Below are 14,916 nucleotides of genomic sequence, written 5' to 3'. Positions count from 1 at the left end.
GCCAGCCCCGGCGGGCACAATCGCCCGCCATGACCCATCGCCTGCGCGCCCTCGGCGGCTGGATGCTCGGCTGGCTGCTGCTGTCGGCCGCCGGCGCCGCCTGGCTGGCGCACGCGCAGCTGGAGGCGCTGCAGGCCGCCTTCGACACCGACGGCCGCATCGTCCACCGCATCCTCAGCCAGCAGGTGGTGCAGAACGACGCCGTGCTGGCCACGCTCGCGCTGGCCGGCGGCGAGGGCGCGGCGGGCGGCGAGGCGCGCCTGCCGGCGGTCTATCCCTCGATCCTGCGTGTGCAGCGGCGCGCCCCCGGCGAGGCGTGGAACGACGCCGCGCTGGCCCAGGCCGAGGTGCGCTCGCGCGCGCAGCGCGGCCCGGTGCTGGCCGATGCCGACCTGGCGCGCGGCCGCTACCGCCTGGTGATCGGCGCCGCACCGGCCAGCTTCGCGCTGGACATCGACCTGGCCGCCGCCGTGCCCTGGCGCGACTGGCCGGCCGACCCGAAGACCGCGCCTGCCCGCATGGCGCTGGTGCACCAGGGCCAGCGCTTCGAGCTGCAGGGCGGCCGCGACGCGGAGGCGCCGGGCGGCTGGCACTTCCGCTTCCGCAAGCCGCTGGCCTCTGCCAGCCAGCCCTTCGAGGTGGATGCCGAGCGCCGCGTCGGCTGGGGCGAGCTGCCCTGGGCCCGGATGCTGGCGTGGGCGGCCGGCATGGCCGTGCTGCTGGCCGGCGCGCGCCTGCTGCGGCGCCAGCGCACCGAGCGCCGGCGCGCCGAGGAACTGCTGCGCCTGGGCCAGGTGGCGCGCCTGAACACGCTGGGCGAACTGGCCGCCGGCATGGCGCACGAGCTGAACCAGCCGTTGACGGCGGTGCTCGCCAGCACCCAGGCCGCGCGCCGCCTGCTGGACGAGGAGCCGCCCGAGACCGGCGCCGCCCGCGACGCCATGGCCCAGGCCGCGCTGCAGGCGCGCCGCGCGGCCGACGTGCTGGGCCGCCTGCGCGGCACGCTGGAGCGCCCGGACGCCGCGCGCCGCGAGCCGGTCGACCTGCGGCAGGCCGCGCGCCGCGCCCTGCACCTGCTGGAGCCCGAGGGCGAGCGCCGCCACACCGCGATGCGCCTGGAGGCGCCGGAGCAGCCGGTGCGCGCGCTGGCCGACCCCGTGGCGCTGGAGCAGATCGTGCACAACCTGCTGATGAACGCCCTGCAGGCCCTGGAGGAGGTGCCGCCGGCGCGCCGCGAGGTGCTGCTGCGCGTGCGGGCGCAGGACGGGCAGGCGCTGCTGTCGGTCAGCGACACGGGGCCAGGCATCCCCGCCGAGCTGCGCTCGCGCGTGTTCCAGCCCTTCTTCAGCACCCGCCGCGGCGGGCTGGGCCTGGGCCTGAGCCTGAGCGAGACGCTGGCCGCCGGCATGGGCGGCGCGCTCGCCGAGGGCGCCGCGCCGGGGCAGGGCGCCTGCTTCGTGCTGAGCCTGCCGCTGGCATGACCGCCCGCATCACCGCATGACCGCCCCCTCCACGCCCCAGTCGCCCCTCGTCCACCTCGTCGACGACGATGCCGCCGTGCGCGACAGCCTGGCGCTGCTGATCGGCACCATCGGCCTGCGCGTGCAGGCCTGGGAGGCGCCGCAGCGCTTCCTCGCCGAGTTCGACCGCGCCGCCGTCGGCGCCATCGTGCTGGACGTGCGCATGCCGGGCATCGGCGGCCTCGCCGTGCTCGACCGGCTGATCGCCGAGGGCGTGGACCAGCCCGTCGTCATGCTCACCGGCCACGGCACGGTGGAGATGTGCCGGCGCGCCTTCAAGGCCGGGGCGGCCGAGTTCCTGGAAAAGCCGGTGGACGACGAGCAGCTGCTGGAGGCGCTGCAGAACGCCGTGCGCCAGCACGTGCGCTCGCGCGAGCGCAGCCAGGCCGACCAGGCGGCGCGGCGCCGCTACGCCCAGCTCTCCGAGCGCGAGCGCGAGGTGCTGGGCCTGATCGTCGCCGGCCTGAGCAACAAGGAGATCGCGCGGGCGCTCACGCTGTCGCCGCGCACCGTCGAGACGCACCGCGCCAACGTGTTCGCCAAGCTGGGCTGCGAGTCGCTGGCGCAGCTCATCCGCGGCTATGCGGCACTGGCCGAGGAAGAGGGCGCTGCGTAGTTCTACGGACGGCCGCGCGTAGCCGCACGAATGGCCCGCGGGCGGGCGCTTTCCTAGAGTGACGTGGTCGCCGGCCGAGCCTGGCGCGCCCCCTCGACAAACTCCTGGAGAGACCCTCATGACCGCATCGTCCCTGCGCCGCATCGGCGCCCTCGCACTCCTCGCCGCCGCCTGCGGCGCCCAGGCCCAGCAGGCCGCCCCCGTGCGGGCCGAACGCAACATCGGCCTCGACCTGGCCAACCAGATCGCCGCCGGCGCCGTGGCCTCCTGCGCCGCCAACGGCTATGCCGTCGCCGCCACCGTGGTGGACCGTGCCGGCGGCGTGCGCGCCGTGCAGCGTGCCGACAACGCCGGCCCGCACACCCTGGGCGCCAGCGAGCGCAAGGCGTGGACCTCCGCCTCGGCCAAGGCACCCACCCAGGCCATGATGGAGAACGCGCAGAAGAACCCCGGCGCGGCCAACCTCGTGCACCTGCCCGGCTTCCTGCTGCTGGGCGGCGGCGTGCCGATCAAGGCCGGCAACGAGGTGATCGGCGCGGTCGGCGTCGGCGGTGCACCGGGCGGCCACCTCGACGAGCAGTGCGCCAACGCCGCCATCGAGAAGGTGCGCGCGCAGCTCGGCTGAAGCCGGCCCAAGGCGGGGGCGTGAGGGACAATGGCGCCCCTCACGCCGCGCCATGCCTTCTTCCTCCCCCGACGACGCCCACTGGATGGCCCTGGCGCTGGCCCAGGCCCGCGATGCCGCTGAGGCCGGCGAGGTGCCGGTGGGCGCCGTCGTCGTCCGGGACGGCCGGCTGCTGGCTGCGGGCCGCAACAGCCCCGTCGCCGGCCACGACCCGAGCGCCCATGCCGAGATCAACGCGCTGCGCGCCGCCGCGCAGGCGCTGGGCAACTACCGCCTCGACGGCTGCGAACTCTTCGTCACCCTCGAACCCTGCCCGATGTGCGCCGGGGCGATGCTGCATGCGCGGCTGGCCCGGGTCGTCTTCGGTGCGGCCGACCCGCGCACCGGCGCGGCCGGCTCCGTGCTCGACCTGTTCGCGCAGCCGCAGCTCAACCACCACACCCGGGTGACGGGCGGCGTGTGCGCCGCCGCGTGCGGCGCCCTGCTGCAGGACTTCTTCCAGGGCCGTCGGCAGGCGGCGCGCGAGCGCGCCGAGCCGCTGCGCGACGACGCCCTGCGCACGCCGGACGCCTGCTTCGAGCCCTTCGCCGCCGCGCTGCCGCCGGTGCGCCACATGGCCGGTCTGCCGGCGCCGGGCGGATGGCGCCTGGCCTGGGTTGAATCAGGCGAAGAGCGCGGCGATCCCGCGCCGCTGCTGTGCCTGCACGGCCCTGGCCAGTGGGGCTGGCTGTTCCGCGAACTGCTGCCCCTGCTGCCGGCGCGCCGGGTGCTGGCGCCCGACCTGATCGGCTGCGGCCGCAGCGACAAGCCCAAGCGGTCCGACGCTCTGACGCCTGCCGTGCAGGCCGAAGTGCTGGCGCAGTGGCTAGCGCGCCTGGGCATCGGGCAGGTCGCGCTGCTGCACCACCCGGGCAGCGCGGACGTGGCGGCGGAACTGGCCTGCCGGCCGGGGCTGCGCGTCCTGCGGGCCGATGTGTTCACGCCGCAGGCCGCATCGCCCCACGCCCGGGCCGCGTGGCACGCGCCCTTTCCCGACCGGGGGCACGAGGCGGTCCTGCGCGCCCTGGGCCGGCGCGCGCCGCCGGCCGACGACCTGCCGCCCGATGCGGCGCAGGCGCTGGCCGATGTCCTGCGGCGCGCCTGAGATACTGCGCGCCGTGAGCCATCGACGACACATCTACATCTATTCCCCCTCCGGCGCCGTGCGCGACAAGGTCGCCTTCCGGCGCGGCGTGGCGCGGCTGAAGGCGCTGGGCCACGAGGTCGAGATCGACGAGGCCGCGCTGAAGAGCTGGCAGCGCTTCGCGGGCGACGATGCCACCCGGCTGGCCGCCATCGGGCGCGCGGCCGCCAGCGGCGCCGACGTCGCGCTGATCACGCGCGGCGGCTACGGACTGACGCGCATCCTCGACGCCTTGCCCTACAAGGCCGTGGCCAAGGCGATCGACAGGGGCACGGCCTTCGTCGGCCTGAGCGACTTCACCGCCTTCCAGCTGGCGCTGCTGGCCAAAACGGGCCAGGTGAGCTGGGCCGGCCCCGCGCTGGGCGAGGACTTCGGCGCCGAGGCCGGGCCGGACGACATCATGGAGGCCTGCTTCGACGACCTGCTCGAAGGGCAGGGCGAGGGCACCGGCTGGCGCATGCCGGCGCGCGATGCGGAGGTGGCCCTGAAGTCCATCCACGGCGCCACGCTGTGGGGCGGCAACCTGCGCGTGCTGGTCAGCCTGCTGGGCACGCCGTACTTCCCGGCTGTCGACAAGGGCGTGCTGTTCCTGGAGGACTTGGGCGAGCATCCCTACCGCATCGAGCGCATGCTCGACCAGTTGCGCCATGCCGGCGTGCTCGGCCGCCAGAAGGCCGTCGTGCTGGGCCAGTTCACCGGCTTCCGGGCGGTGCCGCACGACCGCGGCTTCAAGCTGCAGACGGTGATCGACCGGCTGCGCTCGCTGCTCAAGGTGCCGGTGCTGGCCGGCCTGCCGTTCGGCCATGTGCCGACCAAGGTGCTGCTGCCCGTCGGCGCCCCGGTCGAGATGGCGGCGCAGGAGCGCGAGGTCTTCCTCGTGTGGGGCCACGGCGTGGGGGGCAGCCGCCACCACCACGGCCATGGGCACGACCACGACCACGCCTAGCCGCCCGCCGGCTGCGCCCCAACGAAAAAGAGCGCCAGAGGCGCTCTTTTCATTCCTTCGGGCGCAAGGCCCGGTTCATCATCCGCGCGCGTAGCGCTGTCCGTGCGTGCGCGGCGCCATCGACTGGGGCAGGGCGCCCCTGAACATCCGCGTCACCGCGGCCATGTGCTGGCGCGCACCCCGCTCGCCGTACACGTCGCTCAGGGCGGCCAGCATGTCCTGGCGCAGGTACCACAGGGATTCCAGCTCGTCGGCATAGCGCACCCGCTGGGCGACGCGGTGGAAGCGTTCGCCCTGGTGGGACTGCAGCAGCGCCAGCATCGATTCGCGGATGCGCTGCACCGTCCGCTCGCTGGCCACGGGCTGGCGCGACGCCGAGAAGGAGAGGAAACGCAGCAGGCTGTTGGGAAACGCCATGGCTTGGATCGGAACACAGCGGAACAGTGATGGAACGGAACCATACGCAGCCCCCTCGGCGGCGGCAAGCGGGAAACAATTATTCATGTTTAAAAACAACAGTATTTCGCGCTTTCCTGGAGCGGATTCCCGAAAACAGAAACCAAAGTCTTAGATGCGACGCATACTGCCAATAACACTTCGGGAGCAGGATGTGAGCGGGCGTATCTTGTCGGGAGCAAGCGTTCAGAGATCGTCACGGGCGTGCGCCGGGCTTCGCGCACCCCATTGCCATAATCACCCGAACCTGCCCATGTGCGTGACTCCATGACCACCACCGTCGTCTTTGCGGATCTCACCGGGAGCACGCGGGTCTTCGAGATCATGGGCAACGCGCGCGCCACCGAGACGGTGACGCGCCTGATCCAGTGGATCGGCAACGTGTGCGAGGCGCACGAGGGCCGGGTGGTCAAGACGCTGGGCGACGGCGTCCTGGCGATCTTCAACGACGGGCCTTCCGCCATCGCCGCCGTGCTGGAGATGCAGCGCAGCCACCACAAGCGCCTGCAGAACTGGCCCGCGCCGCTGCGCATGGAACTGCAGATCGGCGTCGCCAGCGGCGAGGTGCTGCAGGTGGACGGCGACAGCTACGGCGACGCCGTCAACGTGGCCTCCCGCCTGAGCGACCTGGCCGGCCCGAGCCAGATCTGGGCCACCGACTCCGCCATCGCACAGCTGCAGGACAGCGACGTGCAGCACCGCAGCCTGGGCCCGATCAACATCCGCGGCCGCACCGAGATGCCCGTGATCCATCGCGTGGACTGGCAGGAGGAGGTGACCGAGTTCCTCACCGTCCCCTCGCCGCTGGTGCCGCCGCCGCGCAGCGCCGATTCCAGCTTCGGGCAGATCGAGCTGTCGTGGCTGGACGTGCGCAGCATGTTCACCGCGGAGCAACTGCCCATCCACCTGGGCCGGGTGGACGAGGCGGAGTTCGTCGTCAACGACCCGCGGGTGTCCCGGCTGCATGCGCGGCTGGAGGCGCGCAACGGCAGCTGCGTGCTGATCGACGTGAGCACCTATGGCACCTGGGTGCGCTTCCACAACCGCATCGGCGCGAGCAGCGAGATCGCGCTGCGGCGCGAGGAGTGCGTGCTGCACGGCAGTGGAGAGATCGGCCTGGGCGCGCCCCTGAGCGAACTCAGCGCACCGACCATCTCCTTCAACACGCTCGACGGCAACCTGTCGCTCAGCCGGCGCACGCGGGTGTAGCCGGGTTCCGCGCGGCGGATACAGCCGCTCGGCGCGGAGTCCGACAGCCGGGCCGTCCGCTTCCTTCCAGAGTGGTCCGACACATGCCGGAAGGGGCGCCTGCCGCCCCTTTCGTCCCCCTGGACCGAAAGGAAGCCGCCGCCATGACCCGAGACCTCTTCGACCGCTGCATCGCCGCCTGCAACGCCTGCGCGCTGGCCTGCGAGCGCTGCGCCACCGCCTGCCTGCGCGAGCAGGACTGCGCCTCGATGCGCACCTGCATCGCGCTGGACATCGACTGCGCGAGCGCCTGCCGCTTCGCCGCCGCGCTGATGGGGCGCGACAGCGTGCACGCCGCGCAGGCATGCCGGCTGTGCGCCGACATCTGCAGCGCCTGCGCCGGCGAATGCGAGAAGCACCCGCACGCGCACTGTCAGGCCTGCGCCGCCGCCTGCCGCGACTGCGCGCAGGAATGCCGGGCGATGGCGGCGGGCTGACCCCGCGCGCCGCCGACCGCTAGCCGCGCTGCCGGCCGCCGCGCGCCATGCGCATCCAGCGCGGGTCGGTGTGCCGGCCTGCGTACTCGCGGTCGATCTCGTCGAGCAGGGCGTCGGCGCTCTTCGGGTCCACCGCGGCGAGGATGGCGTCGATCTTGGCCTCCAGGCGGTCGTCGCCCTCCTTGGACTGCGGCGAGCCGACGTACAGCAGGAAGGCCAGCCCGCCGATCTGCCACAGCAGCTGCAGGAACTCGGACTGCCAGTTCTCCAGCGTGTCGCGCAGCATCTGCACGGTGTAGCCGGAGACCTCCACCGGCGCGCCGAACTGCTGCTGCTCGTCCACGTAGGCGAACCAGCCGAACAGCCAGTGGCCGACCAGCGAGACCAGGAAGAAGCCCAGCGTCACCCAGCCGTAGCCGTAGCGTTTCCAGAGGGAGCGGTTCATGGAGCCTCCCGGTTCACACCCGCGGCGGATCGCTCTCGCGCGCCAGGTGGCGGTGCAGGCCCACCGCGGTGATGAAGTCGGCCGCCGCCTCGGCGGCATCGGCCGCATCGGCCAGGATCAGGCCGGGGTCGTGCGAGCCGTCCGGCAGCGCCATCGGGATACCGGCTTCCGACAGCAGCCCGTGTGACGCGCCCAGCGCGAGGATGGTCTTGCAGTGCCGGTACTGGTCCTTCACGAACTCCAGCGTGTGGCCGTCCGCCGCGAGCGCTTCCATCGCCGCGGCGCCATCGGGCAGCACCAATGCGTCGAACAGGAAGCCCGGGCTGTTTTCCAGGCTCGCGTCGGCCTCGAAGACGCTGCCGTCGCCGGCGCGGCAGCGGCCCAGGCGCGAGCCCACCAGCCGCGGCACCGCACCGGCCTGCACCAGTGCGCCGAGCAGCAATGCGACGGACGTGCCCTCCATGCCGTCGGCCACCAGGATCGCGATCTTGCGCGTGCGGATGCCGCCGTCGCCCGGCCGCGCCATCAGCGACAGCGCGGGGGAGGCATCGACCTCCGGCGGCTGCGGCCGCTCCAGCGCGCGCGGCAGGGGCGCCGGCAGGTCCATGCCCAGGCCCTGCGCGACCTGCTCGGCCAGCGTGCGCGAGACGTTCAGCAGGCCCGCCACCATGCGTTCGCGCACCGCCGGCACCGTGACCTTCGACAGCTCGAAGCGGAAGGCCGCGGCGATGTGGGCCTGCTCCGCCGGCGTCTGGCTCTCGTAGAAGAGCGTGGCCTGCGTGTAGTGGTCGGCGAACTTCTCGGGCTTGATGCGCACCTTGTCCGTGCTCTGCGCGGCGTCGAGCCGGCGGGCGACGCTGACGAAGCCCTGAGCGGCGCCGGCCTGAAAGGGGCAGCCGCCGCCCAGCGAGTTGGGCTCGTAGGCGGCGCGGCCGCGGTGGATCGCCTGGCGGTGCATGCCGTCGCGCTGGTTGTTGTGCACCGGCGCGACGGGCGCGTTGATCGGCAGCTCGTGGAAGTTGGGGCCGCCCAGGCGGCTGATCTGGGTGTCCACGTACGAGTGGATGCGCCCCGCCAGCAGCGGGTCGTCGGTGAAGTCGAGGCCTGGCACGATGTGCGCCGCGCAGAAGGCCACCTGCTCGGTCTCGGCGAAGAAATTGTCGGGGTTGCGGTCGAGCACCATGCGGCCGACCACCTGCACCGGCACCAGCTCCTCGGGCACGATCTTGGTGGCGTCGAGCACGTCGAAGCTGAACTGCCGGGCCTGCTCCTCGGTGAAGATCTGCAGGCCCAGTTCCCACTCGGGGTACTCGCCGGCATCGATCGCCTCCCACAGGTCGCGCCGGTGGTAGTCGGGGTCGGCGCCGGAGATCTTCACCGCCTCGTCCCACAGCAGCGAGTGGGTGCCCAGCCTGGGCTGCCAGTGGAACTTGGCCAGGCAGGCCTCGCCCGCCTCGTTCACCAGCCGGAAGGTGTGCACGCCGAAGCCCTGCATCATCCGGAAGCTGCGCGGGATGGCGCGGTCGCTCATCAGCCACATCAGCATGTGCGTCGATTCGGGCATCAGCGAGACGAAGTCCCAGAAGGTGTCGTGCGCCGAGGCGGCCTGCGGCATGCCGTGGTGCGGCTCGGGCTTGACGGCGTGGACCAGGTCGGGGAACTTCATCGCGTCCTGGATGAAGAACACCGGCATGTTGTTGCCCACCAGGTCCCAGTTGCCCTCGTCGGTGTAGAACTTGACCGCGAAGCCGCGCACGTCGCGCGCCGTGTCCTTGGAGCCGCGCTCGCCGGCGACGGTGGAGAAGCGCACGAACACCGGCGTGATCTTGCCGGCCTCGCGGAAGGGCGCCGCCCGGGTGTAGCGGGTCAGCGGCGCGTAGCACTCGAAGAAGCCGTGCGCGCCCGAGCCGCGCGCGTGCACGATGCGCTCGGGGATGCGCTCATGGTCGAAGTGGGTGATCTTCTCGCGCAGGATGAAGTCTTCCAGCAGCACCGGGCCGCGCGCGCCCGACTTCAGCGAGTTCTGGTTGTCGGCCACCGGCACGCCCTGGTTGGTGGTGAGGCGCTGGCCGCCGGAGTCCACGCGCACGCGGTCCAGCGAGTCGATGGTGGCGTTGACGCCCTCGGGCGCGACGCCGCCGGTCTTGGCGGAACGGCTGGCCTCGGAGGGCGTGCTGCCGGTCGGCAGCCGCGAGGCCGGCTTCGCATGCGCGCCCTGCGGTGCGGCGCGGCGGGTGCCGCCGGTCTCGTATTCGAACGGCTTGTCGGGGTTGGCGGGCAGGGCGGCGGCCAGGGCCTGGGTCTCGATGGCCTTCTGCGCCGGCACGTCGCCGCGGCCGGCGGCGGGCGGGGCGGGGCGGGCGGGCCCGCTGTCGGTGTTGCGCGCGGCGGACCGGGCGGCGTCGAGTGCCGCGCGCGGCACGGCGGCCGAAGGGGGTTGCTTGGGCATGGGCGTCCTCGTGGGGTGGAAAACGAGCGTGGGGCTCGTGCGGGGGTCTGAAGGTCTCTGGTGTAGTCCAGCGTCCGGAGGCGCCCTGTAGGACGCTTCGCAGAACGGCCGTAGTTGCACGGCAGCGATACGAACGGCCGGCGAACGCGCTTCGCGCCGGCGCCGGCCGGAGGTGCTTGGCCGACCTACACGCGCGCATGAACGAGACCGACAGCCGCCGATGGCCGGAAGAGGGATCGTGTCTCCTGCGGCGCGCGACCGCGCCGCCATCGCCCGAAACCCCACGAAGGAGTCCCCATGAGCAAAGCACCCCCCAAGAAGAACGACGCCGTCGACCTGCTGGACGCGGATCACATCGCCGTCAAGAAGCTCTTCCAGCAGTACAACAAGCTGGCCGAGGAGAAGGCGCCGGCCGGCGAGCGTCAGGCGCTGGCCGCCCGGATCTGCACCGAGCTGACGGTGCACGCGCAGCTCGAGGAGGAGATCTTCTATCCGGCCGCGCGCGCCGCCATCGACGACGAGGAACTGATGGACGAGGCGACGGTGGAGCACGCGTCCGCGAAGGACCTGATCGCCCAGATCGAGTCGATGGGCGCCGACGAGCCCATGTACGACGCCAAGGTCATCGTGCTGGGCGAGTACATCGACCACCACGTGACGGAAGAGCGCGAGGAGATGTTCCAGAAGGCGCGCCGCTCCGGCATGGACCTGGTGGCGCTCAAGGAGCCGCTCGCCGCGCGCAAGGCGGAACTGATGGCCGAGATGGAGGCCACCGCCTGAGGCCCGCGGCGGCGGGGCGCGGGCGGCTCAGCGCCGCCCGAGCAGCCGCGCCATGAGCTGGCGGAAGGTGTTGCGCAGCACCAGGCCGCGCTGCGGGTCGCGTGCCGCGGCCACGGCGAAGTGGCGCACCTGCTCCTGGGTGAAGTGCGGCGGCAGCGGCGCGACGTCCGGGTCGGTGCGGCATTCCAGGATCACCGGCATGGGCGCGGCCAGCGCGGCGTCCCAGGCGGCGCCGACCTGGTCGGGATCGTCGACGTACAGGCCCTGGAGGCCCAGCAATTCGGCATAGCGGTGGTACGGCATGTCCGGCACATGCTGCGTCGAGGGCGTCCTGGCCTCGCCCATGCGGATGCGCTCCTCCCACGTCACCTGTGCCAGGTCGCCGTTGTTGAGCACCATCACCACCAGCCGCGGGTCGGCCCATTGCCGCCAGTACCGGGCGATGGTGATCATCTCGTTCAGGCCGTTCATCTGCATGGCGCCGTCGCCGATCAGCGCGATGACCGGCCGGTGCGGGTAGGCCATCTTGGCCGCGATCGCGTAGGGCGTGGCCGATCCCATCGAGGCCAGAGTGCCCGACAGCGAGCCCATCATGCCGCGGCGCATGCGCACCTGCTGTGCGTACCAGTTCGCGACCGTGCCGGCGTCGGCGGTCAGGATGGCGTCACCGGGCATGCGCGCGGAGAGTTCGTGGAACACCCGCTGCGGGTTCAGCGGCCGGGCCGGCTGCATCGCCGCCCGCTCGGCCTGGGCCCACCAGTCGGCCACGCGCTGCTCCATCCGCACACGCCACTCTGCCGGCGGCCTGGGGCGCAGCAGCGGACGCAGCGCCCGCAGCGTGCGCGCGGCATCGCCGCGCAGGCCGACGTCCATGGGATAGCGCAGGCTCAGCGCGCCGCCGTCGCGGTCGATCTGCACGCCCCGCGCACGGCCCGGCGGCGGCAGGAACTCGGTGTAGGGGAAGGAGCTGCCCACCATCAGCAGCGTGTCGCACTCCTGCATCATGTCCCAGCTCGGGCGGGTGCCCAGCAGCCCGATGGTGCCCGTCACCCAGGGCAGGTCGTCGGGCAGCACCGCCTTGCCGAGCAGCGCCTTGGCGCAGCAGGCCTGCAGGGTATCGGCGACGTCGATCAGCTCGCCGGCCGCGCCGAGCGCGCCGGCGCCAGCCAGGATGGCGACGCGCCGGCCCTCGTTGAGCACGTCCGCGGCGTGCTGCAGCTCCTCGGCCGGCGGCACGGCGGCGTCGAGCGGCAGGCCCACGCCGGTGTGCGTGCTGCCGTGCGCCATCGGCGGCTCCTCGCAGGGCATCTGCTGCAGGTCGTTGGGCAGCACCACGCAGGTGACGGTGCGGCGGTCGTGCGCGATGCGCACCGCGCGGTCGATCAGGTGGCGCACCTGCGAGGGCACGGTGGCCTGCGCGACGAAGTCGCTCGCCACGTCCTTGAACAGCGTCACCAGGTCCACCTCCTGCTGGAAGGCGGAGCCGAGCGCGCCGCGCATCGTCTGCCCGACGATGGCGACCACCGGCACGTGGTCCATGCGCGCGTCGTACAGGCCGTTGAGCAGGTGCACGGCGCCGGGGCCCGAGGTGGCGTAGCACAGGCCGATGCGGCCGGTGAACTTGGCATGCGCGCAGGCCATGAAGGCCGCCATCTCCTCGTGCCGGACCTGGATCATCTCCATGCCGGGGTCGTGCTCCAGCGCCACGTCCAGGCCGCCGGCGCCGTCTCCGGGATAGCCGTAGACCCTGTGCAGGCCCCAGGCCTGCAGGCGCTTCCAGACGTATTCGCTGACGTTCATGGCGTGACGGGACGAGGTGGGGCAGGGGACTTCACAGGGTCGTCTCCGCGGCGGCTGGGCGGTGCCGTCTCAGGGGGCATGCGGGCGTAGGTCCGGGACTACTGTGGGCTTGCGCCTTGCCCGGCCGTGGCCTTCGGCTGACTGCACTGCGCGGGGAACGACGACAGGCAGCGAAGGGCTTCCGCGACATGCTCGGCGCAGGCGGCATGCCGCGCCGCCGAAGGAAGCGCGTCTTGGAAGAAATCCGATCGCCTGCGCCGGAAGGCATCCGCCCCGTGCACCTGCAGCCGCGCAGGGGCCCGTCGCGCCATGCCAGCCCGCTGGCGCTGCTGGTGCTCGGGGCTTTGCTCGCGGCCGGCATGTCGGGGCTGCTCGGCCATCCGCAGCCGCACCGCAGCGTGCATGGCGGCGCGGCGGCCGAACTGGTGGTGGAGATGCCTGCGGTGATCCGCACGGGCGACTTCTACGAGACGCTGCTGCGCGTGCATGCGACGCGCGAGATCCGGCAACTGCAGATCGAGATGCCGGCCTCGCTGTGGCGCGAGATCACCGTCAACTCGATGGTCCCGGCGCCCGAGTCGGAGCACTCGGACGGCGAGCGCTTCCGCTTCGACTTCGGCGCGCTCGGCGCCGGCGAATCCATGCTGTTCAAGATCGCGGCCCAGGTGAACCCGCGCCTGAACGGCCGCGTGGAAGGCCGCATCCGCGTGCTGGACGGCGGCCGGCCGCTCGTCGAGGCCGACCGCGCCATGAAGGTGCTGCCCTGATGGAAGTCGTCCTGCGCGCCACCGCGATGTTCGCGATCGTGTACCTGCTGGTGCGCATGCTCGGCAAGCGCGAGCTCGGGCAGATGACGCCCTTCGAGTTCATCGTGATGGTGGTCATCGGCGACCTCATCCAGCAGGGCGTGACGCAGAACGACTTCAGCCTGACCGGCGCGGCGCTGGCCATCGGCACCTTCGCCTTCTGGGGCCTGGTGCTGAGCTGGATGTCCTACCTGTCGCCGCGCGCCGCCCGCCTGCTGGAGGGCGAGCCGCGCGTGATCGTCCATCACGGCCGGGTGCTGACGGACAGCCTGCGGCGCGACCGGCTCACGCGCGCGGAGATCGAGTCCGAGATGCGGCTGGCCGGCATCGCCTCGCTCGGCGACGTGGCCTGGGCCGTGCTCGAGCCCAACGGCAAGATCAGTTTCATCCGGCGCGCCGACGCGTCCGAGGCGCCCGAGGGGAAGTGAGGCGGCTTCGGCTGTCGGACATGCACTGCACCCGTGGATGACGCCGGCCGACGGCCGCACCCGCTGCGCGCCGGTGGGCGCGGCGAAGCCGCAGGCTCATGCTGGAGCCACTTCATTCGGGGAGTTCGCCATGGTCCTGCACAGGTCATCGCCGCAGCGCTACCGGCTTCGCTTCCGCTCGCTCTTCGATCCGGGGCGCGGCTACTGCTTTCCGTGCGATGCGGCGGGGCAGGTGGACCTCGACGCGCTGAGCGAGCGCGCGCGTGCCAACTACCTGTTCGCGCGCGGCATGATGGGGCGCGAGCTGCACACGCCGGTGGTCGAGCCGGCCTGAGAAGGCCCTAGCGTGGCCCGGGCCGGGAGGCGGCCTGCGGCGGGCCCTGCTCGTCCTGCTCGGACGGCTTTCTCGTCGAGCGCATCCGGGCCAGGGCCGCGCGCCCGGCCGGGGTGATGCCCAGCACCACGGCGCGCGGGATGAAGCGCTCGCCGGTGCGTAGCAGCACCGGCGGATCGGTCGACGCCTCGACCAGCGCGGCGCTTCGCAGGGCCAGGATGCGGTCGATGTCCTCCGGCGCCGTGCACACGACCGGCAACGGCTGGCGCGAGAGCGCCAGCAGCAGGTCCAGGTACTGCGCCTCGCGGCGTTCGCGCAGCGTCGATGCCCGCCTTCTCATGGATGCAGGTCCGGCGCGCCGGCGTGCGCCGCTCAGGCCGCGACCGGCTCGGACACGCCGCACAGCGCCTCGGCGGCCGGCTCCCTGTCGCTTTCCTTCACGGCGACGTCGCCCAGCGCGAGGATGCCGACCAGCCGCTTGTCGCGGTTCACGACGGGCAGGCGCCGCACCTGGTACTGCGCCATGACCAGCGCCGCGCGCTCGACCGATTCGTCGTCGTAGACCCAGCACACGCCGTCGGACATGACCTCGCGCACCGTCGCGCTGCCGTCCAGGCCCTGCGCGACGCCGCGCACGGCGATGTCGCGGTCGGAGATGGCGCCGATCATCCGGTCGTTCTCGCCGACCGGCATCATGCCGAAGTTGCCGTCGCGCATGCAGCGCGCCGCCTCGGCGATGGTGTCGTCGGGGCCGATCACCTGCACGTCCCGGCTCATGAGGTTCCTGATGCTGTGCATTTCAAACTCCTTGCGTGTGCGAATGTGGATGAACGCAGGGCGGCC

Annotated in this window: 17 protein-coding genes; 11 read left to right on the top strand and 6 right to left on the bottom strand. The window is 72.6% G+C overall.

What is annotated here, in order from left to right:
- Positions 1-29: 29 nt before the first annotated feature.
- From Q392_RS28630 to Q392_RS28610, 5 genes are all read left to right on the top strand, one after another.
- A complete protein-coding gene (locus Q392_RS28630; protein ID WP_038216816.1) occupies positions 30-1,481 on the top strand; it encodes a sensor histidine kinase in 1,452 nt (483 codons plus the stop codon).
- Between the two features lie 16 nt (positions 1,482-1,497).
- Positions 1,498-2,136: a response regulator transcription factor gene (locus Q392_RS28625; RefSeq protein WP_038216804.1), complete on the top strand. Its 639-nt coding sequence runs from the start codon at positions 1,498-1,500 to the stop codon at positions 2,134-2,136.
- 118 nt (positions 2,137-2,254) lie between these two features.
- Positions 2,255-2,761 carry a GlcG/HbpS family heme-binding protein gene (locus Q392_RS28620; RefSeq protein ID WP_038216801.1) on the top strand — a complete coding sequence of 169 codons (507 nt, stop codon included), beginning with the start codon at positions 2,255-2,257 and terminating at the stop codon, positions 2,759-2,761.
- Positions 2,762-2,813: 52 nt separating this feature from the next.
- A complete protein-coding gene (tadA, locus tag Q392_RS28615; RefSeq protein ID WP_038216797.1) occupies positions 2,814-3,905 on the top strand; it encodes a tRNA adenosine(34) deaminase TadA in 1,092 nt (363 codons plus the stop codon).
- A 13-nt stretch (positions 3,906-3,918) separates the two neighbouring features.
- Positions 3,919-4,890 carry an LD-carboxypeptidase gene (locus Q392_RS28610; RefSeq protein WP_038217497.1) on the top strand — a complete coding sequence of 324 codons (972 nt, stop codon included), beginning with the start codon at positions 3,919-3,921 and terminating at the stop codon, positions 4,888-4,890.
- 78 nt (positions 4,891-4,968) lie between these two features.
- Here Q392_RS28610 and Q392_RS28605 read toward each other — a convergent pair whose 3' ends face one another.
- Positions 4,969-5,307 (bottom strand): hypothetical protein, encoded by a 339-nt coding sequence (locus Q392_RS28605; RefSeq protein WP_038216794.1) that lies wholly within the window; start codon positions 5,305-5,307, stop codon positions 4,969-4,971.
- A 306-nt stretch (positions 5,308-5,613) separates the two neighbouring features.
- Here Q392_RS28605 and Q392_RS28600 point away from each other — a divergent pair, with 306 nt between their 5' ends.
- On the top strand, positions 5,614-6,555 hold the full coding sequence (locus tag Q392_RS28600) for an adenylate/guanylate cyclase domain-containing protein (protein ID WP_038216790.1): 942 nt from the start codon (positions 5,614-5,616) through the stop codon (positions 6,553-6,555).
- 143 nt (positions 6,556-6,698) lie between these two features.
- Positions 6,699-7,031 carry a four-helix bundle copper-binding protein gene (locus Q392_RS28595; protein WP_038216786.1) on the top strand — a complete coding sequence of 111 codons (333 nt, stop codon included), beginning with the start codon at positions 6,699-6,701 and terminating at the stop codon, positions 7,029-7,031.
- Between the two features lie 19 nt (positions 7,032-7,050).
- On the opposite strand, the gene Q392_RS28590 is transcribed toward Q392_RS28595, so the two are convergent.
- The gene (locus Q392_RS28590; RefSeq protein WP_038216781.1) at positions 7,051-7,476 is read right to left on the bottom strand and encodes a DUF6766 family protein; all 426 of its coding nucleotides are present in this window, start codon (positions 7,474-7,476) and stop codon (positions 7,051-7,053) included.
- A gap of 13 nt (positions 7,477-7,489) precedes the next feature.
- Positions 7,490-9,925, bottom strand: a complete 2,436-nt coding sequence (locus Q392_RS28585) for a catalase (protein WP_038216778.1) — start codon at positions 9,923-9,925, stop codon at positions 7,490-7,492.
- A 297-nt stretch (positions 9,926-10,222) separates the two neighbouring features.
- Between Q392_RS28585 and Q392_RS28580 the strand changes: the two genes are divergently transcribed.
- The gene (locus tag Q392_RS28580) at positions 10,223-10,705 is read left to right on the top strand and encodes a hemerythrin domain-containing protein (RefSeq protein ID WP_038216775.1); all 483 of its coding nucleotides are present in this window, start codon (positions 10,223-10,225) and stop codon (positions 10,703-10,705) included.
- Between the two features lie 27 nt (positions 10,706-10,732).
- Here Q392_RS28580 and Q392_RS28575 read toward each other — a convergent pair whose 3' ends face one another.
- Positions 10,733-12,505 (bottom strand): thiamine pyrophosphate-requiring protein, encoded by a 1,773-nt coding sequence (locus Q392_RS28575; protein ID WP_038216772.1) that lies wholly within the window; start codon positions 12,503-12,505, stop codon positions 10,733-10,735.
- Between the two features lie 233 nt (positions 12,506-12,738).
- Between Q392_RS28575 and Q392_RS28570 the strand changes: the two genes are divergently transcribed.
- The 3 genes from Q392_RS28570 to Q392_RS28560 all read left to right on the top strand — a co-directional run bounded on the left by Q392_RS28570 (position 12,739) and on the right by Q392_RS28560 (position 14,073).
- Positions 12,739-13,272 carry a hypothetical protein gene (locus tag Q392_RS28570; protein ID WP_038216769.1) on the top strand — a complete coding sequence of 178 codons (534 nt, stop codon included), beginning with the start codon at positions 12,739-12,741 and terminating at the stop codon, positions 13,270-13,272.
- Positions 13,272-13,739, top strand: a complete 468-nt coding sequence (locus Q392_RS28565) for a DUF421 domain-containing protein (protein WP_038216766.1) — start codon at positions 13,272-13,274, stop codon at positions 13,737-13,739. The genes Q392_RS28570 and Q392_RS28565 overlap by 1 nt, the downstream gene beginning before the upstream one ends.
- A gap of 130 nt (positions 13,740-13,869) precedes the next feature.
- Positions 13,870-14,073, top strand: a complete 204-nt coding sequence (locus Q392_RS28560) for a hypothetical protein (protein WP_038217495.1) — start codon at positions 13,870-13,872, stop codon at positions 14,071-14,073.
- Between the two features lie 7 nt (positions 14,074-14,080).
- On the opposite strand, the gene Q392_RS28555 is transcribed toward Q392_RS28560, so the two are convergent.
- Both Q392_RS28555 and Q392_RS28550 read right to left on the bottom strand, forming a co-directional pair.
- On the bottom strand, positions 14,081-14,413 hold the full coding sequence (locus Q392_RS28555) for a hypothetical protein (RefSeq protein ID WP_211260332.1): 333 nt from the start codon (positions 14,411-14,413) through the stop codon (positions 14,081-14,083).
- A gap of 32 nt (positions 14,414-14,445) precedes the next feature.
- Positions 14,446-14,871 carry a CBS domain-containing protein gene (locus Q392_RS28550; RefSeq protein ID WP_038216764.1) on the bottom strand — a complete coding sequence of 142 codons (426 nt, stop codon included), beginning with the start codon at positions 14,869-14,871 and terminating at the stop codon, positions 14,446-14,448.
- Positions 14,872-14,916 lie beyond the last annotated feature (45 nt).

Source organism: Xenophilus azovorans DSM 13620, assembly GCF_000745855.1.
Taxonomy (GTDB): domain Bacteria; phylum Pseudomonadota; class Gammaproteobacteria; order Burkholderiales; family Burkholderiaceae_C; genus Xenophilus; species Xenophilus azovorans.
The sequence above is the reverse complement of the archived record's forward strand: the minus strand, read 5'-3'. Positions and strand labels throughout refer to the sequence as shown.

Bases quoted from the DNA above. Each gene is read 5' to 3' on its own strand.
- Q392_RS28630 (WP_038216816.1), top strand. From the start codon at position 30: ATGACCCATCGCCTGCGCGCCCTCGGCGGCTGGATGCTCGGCTGGCTG.
- Q392_RS28625 (WP_038216804.1), top strand. From the start codon at position 1,498: ATGACCGCCCCCTCCACGCCCCAGTCGCCCCTCGTCCACCTCGTCGAC.
- Q392_RS28620 (WP_038216801.1), top strand. From the start codon at position 2,255: ATGACCGCATCGTCCCTGCGCCGCATCGGCGCCCTCGCACTCCTCGCC.
- tadA (WP_038216797.1), top strand. From the start codon at position 2,814: ATGCCTTCTTCCTCCCCCGACGACGCCCACTGGATGGCCCTGGCGCTG.
- Q392_RS28605 (WP_038216794.1), bottom strand. From the start codon at position 5,307: ATGGCGTTTCCCAACAGCCTGCTGCGTTTCCTCTCCTTCTCGGCGTCG.
- Q392_RS28600 (WP_038216790.1), top strand. From the start codon at position 5,614: ATGACCACCACCGTCGTCTTTGCGGATCTCACCGGGAGCACGCGGGTC.
- Q392_RS28595 (WP_038216786.1), top strand. From the start codon at position 6,699: ATGACCCGAGACCTCTTCGACCGCTGCATCGCCGCCTGCAACGCCTGC.
- Q392_RS28590 (WP_038216781.1), bottom strand. From the start codon at position 7,476: ATGAACCGCTCCCTCTGGAAACGCTACGGCTACGGCTGGGTGACGCTG.
- Q392_RS28585 (WP_038216778.1), bottom strand. From the start codon at position 9,925: ATGCCCAAGCAACCCCCTTCGGCCGCCGTGCCGCGCGCGGCACTCGAC.
- Q392_RS28580 (WP_038216775.1), top strand. From the start codon at position 10,223: ATGAGCAAAGCACCCCCCAAGAAGAACGACGCCGTCGACCTGCTGGAC.
- Q392_RS28575 (WP_038216772.1), bottom strand. From the start codon at position 12,505: ATGAACGTCAGCGAATACGTCTGGAAGCGCCTGCAGGCCTGGGGCCTG.
- Q392_RS28565 (WP_038216766.1), top strand. From the start codon at position 13,272: ATGGAAGTCGTCCTGCGCGCCACCGCGATGTTCGCGATCGTGTACCTG.
- Q392_RS28560 (WP_038217495.1), top strand. From the start codon at position 13,870: ATGGTCCTGCACAGGTCATCGCCGCAGCGCTACCGGCTTCGCTTCCGC.
- Q392_RS28555 (WP_211260332.1), bottom strand. From the start codon at position 14,413: ATGAGAAGGCGGGCATCGACGCTGCGCGAACGCCGCGAGGCGCAGTAC.
- Q392_RS28550 (WP_038216764.1), bottom strand. From the start codon at position 14,871: ATGCACAGCATCAGGAACCTCATGAGCCGGGACGTGCAGGTGATCGGC.